Raw genomic sequence first — 13937 nt, forward strand, 5'->3', positions numbered from 1 at the left:
ACAAAGCTCAAAATCCATTAAGCTCATTATTTTAGTACTTGAATATACTAGCATAAGCTAGCTAACTCGGTTAAATCTTAAAGTTTCTTAAGAGTCTCCTCGACAGGGTTAGAACCAAGCAATAGACTCCCTTTCCCTTGCTTTACTTTTTTTCTTTCTACGAATACTCTCAGAGTTAATGCTATTGCGACCCACATACCGACAGCACCTTCTCTAGGATAAAATGTCTGACTTCCATTTGATGCAATCAAAAAGGCCAATAATAAAGATAAAGAAATACCTCCTGTGACTACATATAATTTGTTTGTGTCATCCCGAAAAAGTTGCCAAGAGATCTTCAAAATAAGTAAATAAAATAAAAATACAGGTACCGCCCCTATATAGCCATTATCTAATATCCATTCTAAATACGCATTATGAGGATGGGGGAAGCTTTCTCCTTCACCATATTCTTGCTTCAAACGCATGGTAATTCCATTATTTTGCATTGCATTACGGCCATAACCAAAAAATGGTGCATCTGCAATTCCCTCTATTACTTTTGGCCAAGCATAGACTCGGCCAGAAGTCACAGCATGTAAATCAACTTTCTCTTGTTCAAAGTTGGTTTCTTGTACTTCGATGGACTCATCAGCAACAAAACCTTGAAGTAGCCGATCGACCGCAGCGGGTGCAAAAGTGATAACTCCGATCAACATAAAAGGCGCCAACATTAAATATTTTCGCCATTTAAACATACAGAATATAAAGCCAAGCACGGCCCATGTCCCATATCCTGTTCTACCTCCTGTCATAGCCATTGCCATTAGGATGGCAATACAACTTGGTACAATAAACAGCCAAAATTGTTTCGTCGTTGCAAACTCTTTTAAACAAAACATTGCCCAAAAGGCCCCACTCATCATCATCGATATATTGACACGATGAAATCCAACGCTGTTCGTAATAATTTTCAAGGCTTTACGCTGTAAGCCCTCGCCACTCATAGTCAAAGATCCTAGTTTCATCGCTTTTATAACTTGTAATGCAAGTAGTAAATACATCAAAACTAATGCTAATACCGCTATATTGTATTGTTTGCGATCACGGCAGCCATCAAAGATAATTAACGAAGGGATAACCCATTTAAAGCAATTGATTAAATATTCATTAATAGCCGTGGCACCTAAATAAGGCTTCCCACCATATGTCGCAACAAGCAGATCGACCCCTGAATGATCATATAAATACCGAATAACACTAGAAACGATAAATACAGCATAAAAAATCAATAAGGTATTGAAAATAGGGGGCATTTCCCATACCAGCTTTTGCTTTTTGCGATTTACAACCCATGACATCACCACGTTCATGAACAGAAAATTCCAGTGATTTAAACCTGGTACCCCGCCAACTGCCTTCGGCATGTCAGGGTGTTGAAAAATAGACATCAATAAGATCAACCAGCAAGCAGTGCGAAACCAATCTTTCCACGCATAAGCCGACAAGTAAGCTATTAAAAAAGTAAGAAGCGTAATTCGAATCACATTAAAACCTCATTTAATGATCATTAAAAGAAGAGAAAATTGACCGCCAATAATCTGCAACGAATGCATTTGCAAATTTCGACGTAGACATTAGTGCCTGTTTTGAAAACGCTTTATACTGTTCTTGGTTTTCTAAGATTAAAACAAAACTCTCTGCAAAACTTTCTGGTGTTAAATCATTAATTAAATAGCCATTTTCTTCATGCTTAAGTAAATCACCTAAGTCACCTACTTTTGAGGTTATTGAAGGTAGGCCGACCATCATTGCTTGAATCAATGCTTGAGAGAGACCTTCAGAATCAGAAGTTAAAACAAAGCATTTAGACTGTTTTAACCAAAAATCAACATTATTTTGCCAACCAACAAATGTAACTTGTTTATTTAAATCAAGTCGCTGACTTTGTTCCTCAAGTAAATTTTTATCTGGTCCATCCCCGACAATAACTGCTGTAATATCTTTTTTATTTGCTTTAGCAATTTTTATTGCCTGTAAAAATCGATCCACTCGCTTCACATCAGATAATCGACCTATTAAAATAAAGTCATATATTTTCTTAATTTTTTCATCAGGTAAGAAAGCTTTTTCATCGAATCCTCCAGCTACAATTTCACACCTTGCCGTTACATTTTTAGAACGAAAATAAGTGATTGCTGAAGATCCCATTGTTATAACTAAATCCATATTATTTACAGCACGAAGGAGAATAGATTCAACAAATAAATCAGGGGTACCTAATCGATTGAATATTCGATTTTCAGTATAAACGCCTCCTCCTAAGACTTCTCTTGGCCCTCCACCGCAAATATAAACAGATCGACCCCTGATTAATTTACTTAAAAAAACAGCAAACAATCCATTTAATAATAAATGAAACCCAACGATTATATCTGGCCTTAACTTAATGGCTAGCCATGAAAAATAAATCAATCTAGCCCCTACTTTTCCTGATATTTTTTCTAACCATTTTGGAGCATACACCCCCCTAACATTTTCTATATCTGGTACAACAGTAGAGGCAACCATTATAAGCTCTTGACAATTATCGGCTCCAGCCATTGGTTTTAAGTGCGTTATTAACCAGTGATCAGAATAGAAAGTGCCCGTAGCTAGCACAACAACTTTTTCGTTTAACTTTCGCTTTGGAATCAATCTACACAGTAATAAAAAAGCATAATATACGAAAAGAAAAAACCTTAGAATCCAACGAAAGATAAATCGTAAAAATGTTGTTTTATTTAATTGAGAACTCATAATTACTCTGCAAATTTGGAAATTGAAGTAAGTGCCACGGTAAAGAAACACTTCGAAAGCCTCTTTGATCTGGCTGATTTATTTGTATGTCTTTTTGTTCTCGATTATTGATAAAAACTTGCACATCGTCGACATCACCAATGTACCAAGTCAAACCTTGTAATTCTGCTATATCAAGATCTGTTGTGATAAAAATATGTAGAGTCTGATTTAGCATCTCTGTATGAACAACCACTTCTTGTTGCGCTCTCAAATAACCCAAAAGTCGGCGCGTGGTCGCAACCAAAATGCGCTTCTCATCTTTATAACGAGCAAGTAATTCAAAAGCAGAACGAGTTTGATCTGTAAATGGTGCGGACTCTGAGTGAACTTTTCCTAGGTGACTATAAAAAATACTACAGCCTTCGTTGCGTAATAAGGTATCGAGTACTTTTTTAGTTAAAACCTGATGGACCCCTCTACCTGTATCACTGTGAGAAACTCCTCCCCAAGATGGATTGCAACGCATAAACTCGAAAACAGGAGTATCATCTAACAGAGTAGTTTGGCGCAAAACTTTATTATCTTTGTGCATCGCATATTTTTTATTACCTAAGCGCGCGAGCACTCCTTTTACAAATTCCAACGCTAAGGTTTTTCCTGAAGCGATAAACTCTGACCAATTTATAATACCTTGATAACTCCGAGGTGAATTCTGTGCCACAATACTAGTGACTCGGCCTTTCCAAACAAATGGGATAACGCCACTTTGTATAGTAAGATCACAATGATATGCATTAGCTCCCACTATTGCTCCCTCACCTTGCATAATATCATTATCTAAGTTTGTAATGGCTTGCCCATGGTCAACCCAGACCTCAATCTTTCGCTGACCACTTTGAATCACAGACCAATATCGCTCTATTTGCGCTCGTTCAGTCACAAAATCCCCAAACGAATGGAAGCAATCAATGTGACCTGAATCTATTAATTGATGGATTTTTATTCGACCTAGATCTGACGTATTAGTATAAGAAAACTGCCCTTTTGGCATATCGAAATAGATTGTATTGCCGACTTCGAGGCCAACACCTTTACCCAACATAGTTTGATCTGTGGTATTAAGGTAGCGTGCTGTTTCGAAATAGATTTCGCTTGAAGGGGTCTCATCTAAATCGCTACAAATAGCCATCATGGCCTCATACGGGTATGGGTACTTACGTAAGCTAACATCCATATTTGTAAACCTTAAAAGGAGTAATAATTAAATTTAAATTTAAATTTCATGAGTAAAACCTTAATCGGCCATACACTTTGTTTTGAAGGTGTTTAGGGACTAAATACAAGAAGTATATAAAAACTGTAATAAGGCTCCCGCACAGCAAAGCAATAAACGCTGTTGTAATCTCGTTATTCTCAAATGCAAAACGTGACCAAGCTATCAATGCAAAAAATGGTAACACATAGATAAATGGCTTTATGAAAGCTTTGTTAAGATATAAAAACCAAGAAAGTTTGAGTTCTCTACACGTATAAATAGGTACAAGCAGTCCGTAAACAAGATTCATAGGGATTACAAATAATAATGCCGCAGTTGTGAGCTCCCAATGCTCAACACCCGTGAACAATAAACCTATAGAAAATGAAATAAAAATAGCAATAAAAGCAACTAGCGAGATTCGTCCATGCTGATTCATTCCCATCAAGATCCGAATAGATGTATCTTGCCCCATTGGAAGTAACTGTCCAAGGGCTAGAATCATTACCAATGAAGTTAGCGCGTATTCGCTACCCATCCAATAGTGCAATATCACATCACCATATATAAAAAGAAAACCTAAACTAGGAAATGTAAATGCAAAACTCAATGCCGTAGTATTTAAAAACAACGTTTGTATCGCTTTCAAATCCCCAGCTCCTTGCATCGAACCTGTGGTGGGTGTCAACATTAAAGTAAATTTTGTCATGAATGTTTTTACTTGTTTGGTTAATGCCATAGGGCGAGCAAAAATAGCTAGTGCAGCCGGTCCTATCGTACTAACCAACATAATGCTAATCGTTTGTAATAAGATAATTGGGGGAATGTTTGACAGCATGCTTTTGATACCAAACACAAACATTTCTTTACAAGTAATTCGATTTGCAAGTCGCAAATTAAACTTAAACTCTTTACACACTTTGTTCATAAATACAAAACGTAAAAACTCAAATACGATAGTCGAGACCAAATAACCTAACGCCATCCCCGCTACACTCATCTGTGTAAAATATAGGGCTATGACCATTAAGATCACTGATAAAATACTATCTCCAGCATGTAATGCATTATGAATATCCCAACGATGATATCCGGTTAAAAGCCCACTCGCTGAGCCCGAGATCATTCTAACGGCAACACTAAGTCCTAAATAAAGTACGACCCATTGCGCCGTTTCGGTATGTTCCATCAGTGTGTCGCTAAAATAAATTGGTAACACAAAGTAAAAGGCTACTGTGCTTAATACTGCTGTCGTCGCAAAGATGGCCTGTACAAATACCGCAGAGTTGGCCACTTTGTTTAACTCTAAAAAATCTCCAACAGAACGGTATTTACTCACATATCGATTAAAACATGCCCCCATACCTAAACCAATCAAGCTTAAATAACTGACAAAAGACCATCCAAAATCCCAGATCCCCAACGAGACTTGCCCAACATTGTCATCAACAAGCCGAGGCATAACAAAACCAGAAAAAATCATCACTAGCTGACTGATCCAACCAACAAACAGATTCCAAGCAAAGCGATTCTGACCCGTCAAGTCTTCGGTTTTAGACTGAGAGTTACCTTTTTTCATTATTCTGCGCAGCCAATTTTTTTATGGTAATCCCCAGCTATTTCATCATAAATCTGTAATTCTTTGTCTGTTAAATCTTGAGACCAACGGTCATCAAGTTTAATCACTTCAGAGTCATCTAAACGCATTCCGTTTCCGACAACATGATGCTCAACAGTCTTGAAATCTAAGCGTTTTTTATTCGGATCTACACCGATAAAAGAAAAGATTTCATCAAGAGTCGCTTCTGTATTGTTGCAGATATCCTCGTAATGAACTTTAATCCAATTATCTCTTGGCATGGTCGCCAGAACAGCTTCAGTTTCTTGATTGCAGCGCACCCATTCGTGAGCCCCCTGTGCAACCCCTCGACCTTGCTCCCCTGTTTTTCCAGCACCTCCCCCACGGAATTTAGGATCTTTAGCATCTGCATATTCTGAAGGGTTTTTATAAGCCAGAGATACTCCGCGACCATCACGTACCACCCAAACGACCTTGATATCAAAATCTGGGTTCTTTAATAAATACTTTAGCCTTATACCTATTTTCGAAGAGTCTACAACAGTATCAACCTTAGCTTGTTCAGCAATCGATCGCGCGTAATCCGCATTACGCTTTTGCAATTTTGGTAAATTACTGCGCCATGTTGGAGATAAATTTAAAAGGCAATCTCTCACCCATTCGATTAAGGGGCTGCGAACTAATGGACTTAGTAACTTTAAGACGTAAGGAGTTGCACCTGTACGAATATCAGTATCAGCTTTTGATATACAAAAATCATGGCCTTTGGACTGCATTTTTGCAGTCACTCCTTGCCAAAAACCACATTCTGACACTAAGGTTTTACACGAACACAAATAACTGTCTTTCCCACCTAAATTAATTGCTTTCAATTCGCCCACACTGCATAAGTCTGGATGTGCACCAAGTAACATCGCTGTCATTGTCGAACCAGAGTGGCTCGCCGCAGCCAAGTAAACAAGTTTTTGTTTTTTAATTGTCATTTTAATACTTTATCTTATTAATCTTTTATACAAAGAGGGGTTATTTTGTTGGTTTTATAAGCTCTTTAGCTAACATTAATAGATACAAAACATTAGTGATCAAATATCGTTTCCATAAGCGGCCGGGCTCTTGTTTAACTCGATATAACCATTCCATTCCATATTTTTGCCAAATCAGAGGAGCTCGTTCAACCTTTCCTGCCATAACATCAAAAGAGCCACCCACACCATGGACTACCGGTACTTGCATCAGTGCACTCCAACGAGCCATAAATTGCTCTTTTTTTGGAGAAGTAATTGCGACAAACAAAACATCAGCTTTACTATCAGCTATTTTTTGAGCGACCTCTTGCGCTTGTTGTTCATCAAAGTAGCCATTTTGGCGCCCTGCTATCACCGCACCAGGATACAAACGGTTAATCTCAGCTTCAACTTTTGCAGATATTTCCTCGGTTGCTCCAAGGCAAAAGAAGCGATATCCATGATGGTCGCCTCGTCTCAAAATGCCATGCATCAGATCAATACCTGCGACTCTCTCAGGTAATGACTTTCGGAGTAATTTACTGGCCATCACCACTGAACTGCCATCGGCCATAATCAAATCAGACGAAAGGACATCTTGACCTAACTCTGGATTTCGTCGCATATTGACTATTTTTGCAGCATTTAGCATCCCGATATTAACCGAATGACGTTCAGTAATTGCTTGATGTATATCATCAAGTGCCTGCTCCATAGTGACACTATGGACATCGATTCCGAATAAGCGCACTCTCGGGCGGACAACTTGAAATTTTGCTAGAGGAGTATCTGAGGGAGCTTCATTTAACTGCATTTATATTACTTTCCATAGTACAAATTTTAAGTATTTAAGATTCAAAAACAAACTGAGTTTAAAAATTCAGCTGTATCGAAGGGCGGCGATATTAGCACTTTTTCATTAAAAATGTAAGTATTAAAAACCAGCAATCTCGCTTCTTAAAAAATACTAAAAACTAAAGTCTAAAAATAAATACCTCCTCACTAATATTTTATTCACTCACGCGAAAGCGTCATTTCAACTTCACTTTTTCTTCTTTTACCTTTACAGTACGCCCCCCCTATTTGTTGTTGTCGACTGGGTTAAAATAAGGAGTGTAATTTATGGATAAGAAAACACCGTTTTTACTAAGCTTGGACTATGAGTTATTTTTTGGAAATGAAGTAGGGACTGTTGAGCATTGCATGATTACTCCAACTAATGAGTTACTCAAAGTGTTGGATAAACATCAAGCCAAAGTAAGCATGTTCGTTGACGCCAGCTTTTTATTAACCCTCCAACAGCAAGCTATTCAATATCCTGAATTAGCAAAACAATTCGACTTAATAAAGCAACAACTACTATTCCTTTCAGACAATGGCCATGATGTACAACTTCATATACATCCGCATTGGCTAGATAGTAAGTTTGATGGCTCTAAATGGGTAATAAATACCGAACGCTATCGCTTGCACGACTTTAGTAATGAACAGATAGAGACCATCATTTCCAACTGCACTGAAATTCTTCAAAGCTGCAGCCATAATAAAATTTTTGCTTTTCGTGCTGGGGGATGGTGCTTGCAGCCATTTGAACGTTTACAAAAAGCGTTAATGGATAATGGAATTTGGCTTGATAGCACAGTGTATGAAAATGGTTATTCTAGCCACCCATCGCGTTATATTGACTATCGGAATGCGCCATCAAAAATGCAATGGCAATTCGAAAGTGATCCTCTTGTTGAGCAACAGACTGGTTCTTTTACTGAAATTGCTATTTCAGCAATGAAAACATCCCCTTTATTCTTTTGGAAACTAGCTTTAGTTAAACAATTTGCAGCACAAAAATTTCAATCATTTGGTGACGGCTCTGCCATTATATCAAATGGAAATTATTACTGGAAAAGACTAACTCAAGCCACCTATGGACCCGTCATGGTTGATGGCGCTAAAGCTGGGTTACTTGAGAGTGGTTTTGCGCAACATCTTAAAAAACATGGCTCAGATGCAATTTTTAATGTAATGGGACATCCAAAAAGCCTCTCTCCTGACTCTCTACACAAACTTGATATGTTTTTATCTAAACATGATAATTTTGAATTTATCACATATCAAAATCTTAAAGATCAAAGAGTTCAATAAAAACTAATTCTACTTTAATAATGCTACTAACAACTAAAGTAATACTCTGTAATGTGTTGCAAAAACTAAAACGGTAGCCTGTTTAAAAAAAAAACGTATAATAGCCATACTTTTTTATGAAAAAAATAGTTTAGCATTAAGAATCATAAGGTTAATCCCCTTAAAGATTTGAAATTAGCATTATCATTAAATGGACTCTGTTTTAAATGGATATTAATAGCCTAACCCTAATAGATGTATTTCGAGCCAGTATCGAAATCGCTTTGGCGATCGCTGTCATTATTAAAATTAAAAATTGGCCAGTTAAAATTAGCTTTACCATTTGTGCACTCGTCACAGCTCTATGGCAAGTGAATTACCCGCTTCTTCCGGAACAGACCTCACCAAATCTAACTTTTTTTCTTCTAGATAGCTTACGATATTTCGCTTGGATTATTGCGCTTTTTCATTTGATGCTTATTTGCCGGAGAATGACCTTACCTTTGTATTGGGCTTTGAGCTTATACTCTATTTTCGCTACTCTTTTGGCTATTTTAATTTTTGAAAACCAATTAAGCATTCCAGATTTCTCTGGCTTTAGTATTGCGCTTTATCTGAAGCTGATGATGTGCCTTTTAGGAATAATTTTTTGTGAGCAGATACTAAGATATGAGCATTCAAGCCGAATGGCTAAAGTTACTTGTTTAGCTGCATTAATGTTATTTTTGTTTGATACATTTACATTTTCAAACAATATTTTATTTTCGTATTTCAATAGTGATATTTGGCTCGCTCGCAGTGGAATATCTACATTTACGTCTCTAATTTTAGCTTTAAATGTTATTTTTTATTCTGAACAGCTCAATGAGCGGGCTAAATTTAAACTTTCAAATTCAGTTATTTTATTTAATACAAGTTTAACTTTGGTTGGTCTATTTTTTATTTTGATGGCACTTGTAGTGTCCGCCATCAGTTTTTTTGATTTACAGTGGTTAGCCCTCTCTAAAATTTTACTTTATGTGGCAGCGATATTTGTCATTGTAACACTGTCTTTTTCTGAGAAAATTCGCCTAAGAATTATAGTTTGGACAAGTAAACACTTTTTCGCACACAAATACGATTATAAAAAGCAATGGATAACATTAGAGTCTTACCTTTCAAACCAAGGAGCTGGCTGTAATTGTTATGATAAATCTCTGCACGCCTTATTAAAACTATTTAACTGTAACTCTGGTGGAATTTGGCTTCCAGGCCAGCAATTTTTTAGCGCCGGTACAACCAAAAATTTAGATTGCCAGCAGCAATCAACCATCGTTGAGAATAACTCATCTTTTATCAACAAACTCAAAAGTGAAGACTGGATTTTCCAAGTGGGTCAACATAGTCAGATAATTGATACGCAATATAATGCTCTATTACCGGACTGGCTTGCTCACCTGCCTAATTTATGGGTCGTTGTGCCTCTAAACACCGAAGATAAGTTAATTGGTTTCGCCGTTTTATGTAAGAACAAACTCAGCGGTCGCTTAACATGGGAAGATTTAGACATCTTAAAGCTGACAGGTCGGCAAATAGCAAGTTACATCAGCCGTCAACAAGCATATGAACAGCTGATTCACAATCAACAATTTGATTTATTTAATAAAATTACAACTTTTGCGATTCATGACATTAAGAACCTGATTGCTCAGCAAGATCTAGTTGTCAAAAATGCAGAGAAATACAAACATATTCCCGAGTTTGTAGATGATGCAATTGAAACGATTGCCAATTCAGTTCAAAAAATGGATTTATTATTGGTTAAGCTGCAAGGAAATACCCAACAAGAAATACAGGTTATTAACTTACAAGAATTAATCATTGAAGCCATTGCGATGAATAGCTCTGGAGCCGTTGTCCCTGTAGCTAATTTTTCGGACGAAGCATTTATTAAAGCCGACAAAGATAAATTACTGATGGCACTTAACCATTTAATTAAAAATGCACAAGATGCTTGTACCGATAAAGAAGGTAAAATTGACATTCACCTATACCATCACCATGAAGCATTTTGGATAGATGTCGTTGATAATGGAATTGGAATGAGTCAAGCCTTTATTGCTAATCAGCTTTTCAAGCCATTTACGAGCACCAAAGATAAAAAAGGGATGGGAATAGGGGTTTACCAAATAAAAGAAATTATAACGAATTTAAACGGTGATTTACTGGTAGAGAGCACCGAAGGTCAAGGAAGTAAATTTTCAATTTATCTCCCTTTGAATACACACATTAAACTATCTAACTCGGCGTAGCCGCAATAAGCTTTATATAGAAGAGGGAAAAATGAATAAATTTCTATTTTTATTACTTACTTTGGCATTACTTGGGGGGTGCAGCTCTCCACCTATCGATGTCTATGATGATGAGTTAGATACTTCAGATTACATTATTGGACGAGGCGATAACTTATACATTAGTGTTTGGAAAAATCCAGAGTTATCGATTTCAATCCCAGTTAGACCGGACGGAAAAATATCAGTCCCCCTTGTTGGTGACGAAAAGGCAGAGGGACTTTCCGCACGTGAATTATCTGAAAATTTGACAGAAAAACTCACAAAATTTATACGAGCACCTCAGGTCACTGTGATGGTAACCGCAGCGAATAGCTCAGAGTTTTTAACTCGCGTCAGGATTACCGGAGCGGTGAATCAACCTCAGTCAATTCCTTATCGTCGAGGAATGACCATTTTAGATTTAGTTTTACAGGCTGGCGGATTAACAGCTTTTGCCGACGCCAACGATGCGATTTTATATAGAAAAACACCAGATGGCACTGTACCTTACGATATCGAGGTAGATGAAATTCTCACAAATGGGAACCTAAAAACAAATTATCAACTTCGCCCTTCTGATATTTTAATCATTCCTGAGAGTGTATTTTAAGCTATGCAACCAAACCTTATTTTTAGTTATGTTTTAATCGTTTTACGTGAACTCAACCAACGCAAATTTAAAGTCGCTTTAGCAGTGGCTATAATTAGCTTTGTTGTGTTGTTCATGGGAATGCTTAGGCCGTCAAACTTTCAAAGTTCTGTTACCATTTTTGCTGATAATCAAAACATCATCAAACCGCTTTTAGCTAAATCAACCAGCGTAACAAATGTAAAACAAAACCGGACAACCCAAGTACAAGATATTATCTACTCTCCGCGCATTTTAACGCAAGTAATTAAACGCGTTTATGGTGAGAGTACCTTTCCAAGTCAAGAACTTATTGATGCCAAAATATTACAACTCAGAAAGAAAATCAGAGTCGAAGGCCTTTCTGGTAACTACATAAAAATTTCATTTAGTGATGATACTGCAGACGCTACTTTTCGCATTTTGAATGAAGTCGTTGTCATGTTTATAGAAGATAGCGCTAATACAAAAAGAGACGAGAGTCGCAGTGCTTATAACTTTATTGAGCAACAAGTAGATTCATACAAACAGCAATTGTTACTTTCTGAATCAAAATTGAAAGCTTTTCAATCTAATAATTTAGACGGAACTGATACAGAGGTTAATAACCGAATTGCTACACTTCGAGCAACAATTGAAGAAATGAAAATTCAAGTTCAAGAAAGTAATACTCGCGTTTGGTCCATCAAAAAACAGTTAGACGGTGAAGATAAGTTCGCTAACAACGATTATGAGTCAGCCGTATACCATACTCAACTTAAAAACCTTGAGCAACAAAAAGCAAACTTATTGCTGACTTATCAAGATGACTACCCAGAAGTTGTTGAGCTTAACTATCAAATAAATGATCTCAAACAGACAATACTTGCGCTTAGTAACAACCCTAAAAACACATCAGAACTCAATTCTGAGTTTAACCCTTTGTATAAAGAGCTTCGTAGTAAACTTTCAGATGCTAATGTAGAAAATCGCACTTTAAAAAATCGTTTAAGCTCATTTGAGAGCTTACTTGAAGAAGCCTATGAACGCCGCAAACGTATTGCCAATAATCAAGCTGAGCTTTCTGAACTTACACGAGACTATAACGTCATCAAGGCGCAATATGATGAAATGCTAACGACGAAAGAGAAAGCACGTTTGTCTATGGTTCTTGATATTGAAGGGCAAGGTGTTAACTATAAAATTCAAGAGCCTGCAGCTTATCCAAATGCCCCGAAAGGAATAAGGTTCATTCACTTTTTCTTATTAGGCCCTTTTATTGGATTGCTGATTATTGCCGGTATTTTTACCGCTCGCGTATTACTTGACGGGAAGATTCGATTAACTTCTCAATTTGAATACCTTGAAGATATAAATGTTCTGGGCCAGGTTAAACGTACAATAAGCAAGTCTGAAAAGTTAAAAAACCGACTCAGTAATATTTATCTACTCATGTTCACTTTTTTAATTGGTCTAGCCTATGTCGCTGTCGCTTTAGCTCATAAATACGATTTATCAATTGGCCACTTTCTCGACCTTGGGAGTTTAAAAAATGCAATCCTTTGATTTCACCCCTTTACAAGCCAATGAAAATAACACGACGTCGGAGAAGCCGACTCGTAAAGACATTCGTCGTATGCTTGAAACATCATTACTCACTCCAAAAGAGCTCGATGATAAAAAAATAATTTACCCTGGTATTGATGATTACGAAACTCTCAACGCATACAGGGAACTAAGAACAAATTTATTCAAGAAGTGTCCAAATAAGAACTTTGTTTGCATGGTTACTAGTGTAACTAAAGATGCAGGCACAAGTCATATTGCGATGAACCTTGCGGCGAGTATCGCCCTAGATCAAAACAAAACGGCACTAATCATTGATTGTAATATTTACGCTCCTCGAATGGAGTATTACTTAAAGCTAGAACCAAAGTTAGGCCTTACAAACTTTTTAGAGCAAGATACAACTGACATCGCCGATATAATGTACCCTTCAGGCCTCCCTCGCGTGAGGGTTATTCCTGTCGGTAATAACATTGTTAATGCCGCAGAGCATTTCTCATCTGAGCGAATGCAATCTTTTCTAGACTCTGTCAAAGCTCGCTATCCTGACCGCTATATTATCTTAGACACTCCAGCCATAGGCCAATTTGCTGAAAGTCAAATACTCGCTGGTATTTGTGATTTAGCGTTACTGGTTGTCGGATATGGCAAATCAAATGCTCCTCAAATTCAAGCGGGTGTAGATGCATTAGGTGAAGATAAATTCGCAGGGATCGTTTTCAATAACTAAGACCTG

11 protein-coding genes are annotated in these 13937 nt (G+C 37.2%); 5 read left to right on the plus strand and 6 right to left on the minus strand.

What is annotated here, in order from left to right; all coding sequences use genetic code 11:
- Positions 1-77: 77 nt before the first annotated feature.
- From AC3KVK_RS13100 to AC3KVK_RS13125, 6 genes are read right to left on the minus strand one after another with little or no spacing between them, the layout of a single operon-like run.
- Positions 78-1526 carry an O-antigen ligase family protein gene (locus AC3KVK_RS13100; RefSeq protein WP_490311614.1) on the minus strand — a complete coding sequence of 483 codons (1449 nt, stop codon included), beginning with the start codon at positions 1524-1526 and terminating at the stop codon, positions 78-80.
- A 13-nt stretch (positions 1527-1539) separates the two neighbouring features.
- Positions 1540-2778: a glycosyltransferase gene (locus AC3KVK_RS13105; protein ID WP_490311615.1), complete on the minus strand. Its 1239-nt coding sequence runs from the start codon at positions 2776-2778 to the stop codon at positions 1540-1542.
- A complete protein-coding gene (locus AC3KVK_RS13110; protein WP_490311616.1) occupies positions 2759-3994 on the minus strand; it encodes a hypothetical protein in 1236 nt (411 codons plus the stop codon). Before AC3KVK_RS13110 ends, AC3KVK_RS13105 begins: the two co-directional genes overlap by 20 nt.
- Before the next feature lie 46 nt (positions 3995-4040).
- Positions 4041-5594: a lipopolysaccharide biosynthesis protein gene (locus AC3KVK_RS13115; protein ID WP_490311617.1), complete on the minus strand. Its 1554-nt coding sequence runs from the start codon at positions 5592-5594 to the stop codon at positions 4041-4043.
- On the minus strand, positions 5594-6577 hold the full coding sequence (locus AC3KVK_RS13120; RefSeq protein ID WP_490311618.1) for a sulfotransferase family protein: 984 nt from the start codon (positions 6575-6577) through the stop codon (positions 5594-5596). The genes AC3KVK_RS13115 and AC3KVK_RS13120 overlap by 1 nt, the downstream gene beginning before the upstream one ends.
- 40 nt (positions 6578-6617) lie before the next feature.
- Positions 6618-7412 (minus strand): WecB/TagA/CpsF family glycosyltransferase, encoded by a 795-nt coding sequence (locus AC3KVK_RS13125; protein WP_490311619.1) that lies wholly within the window; start codon positions 7410-7412, stop codon positions 6618-6620.
- 308 nt (positions 7413-7720) lie between these two features.
- Here AC3KVK_RS13125 and AC3KVK_RS13130 point away from each other — a divergent pair, with 308 nt between their 5' ends.
- From AC3KVK_RS13130 to AC3KVK_RS13150, 5 genes are all read left to right on the plus strand, one after another.
- Positions 7721-8737 (plus strand): polysaccharide deacetylase family protein, encoded by a 1017-nt coding sequence (locus AC3KVK_RS13130; protein WP_490311620.1) that lies wholly within the window; start codon positions 7721-7723, stop codon positions 8735-8737.
- A gap of 206 nt (positions 8738-8943) precedes the next feature.
- Complete coding sequence (gene prsK / locus AC3KVK_RS13135) at positions 8944-11007, plus strand: XrtA/PEP-CTERM system histidine kinase PrsK (RefSeq protein WP_490311621.1); 2064 nt, start codon at positions 8944-8946, stop codon at positions 11005-11007.
- 31 nt (positions 11008-11038) lie between these two features.
- Complete coding sequence (locus AC3KVK_RS13140; protein ID WP_490311622.1) at positions 11039-11638, plus strand: XrtA/PEP-CTERM system exopolysaccharide export protein; 600 nt, start codon at positions 11039-11041, stop codon at positions 11636-11638.
- A gap of 3 nt (positions 11639-11641) precedes the next feature.
- Complete coding sequence (locus AC3KVK_RS13145) at positions 11642-13201, plus strand: XrtA system polysaccharide chain length determinant (RefSeq protein WP_490311623.1); 1560 nt, start codon at positions 11642-11644, stop codon at positions 13199-13201.
- On the plus strand, positions 13188-13931 hold the full coding sequence (locus AC3KVK_RS13150; RefSeq protein WP_490311624.1) for a P-loop NTPase family protein: 744 nt from the start codon (positions 13188-13190) through the stop codon (positions 13929-13931). Before AC3KVK_RS13145 ends, AC3KVK_RS13150 begins: the two co-directional genes overlap by 14 nt.
- The last annotated feature ends 6 nt before the right edge of the window (positions 13932-13937 follow it).

Source organism: Pseudoalteromonas sp. J2K-J979, assembly GCF_058169715.2.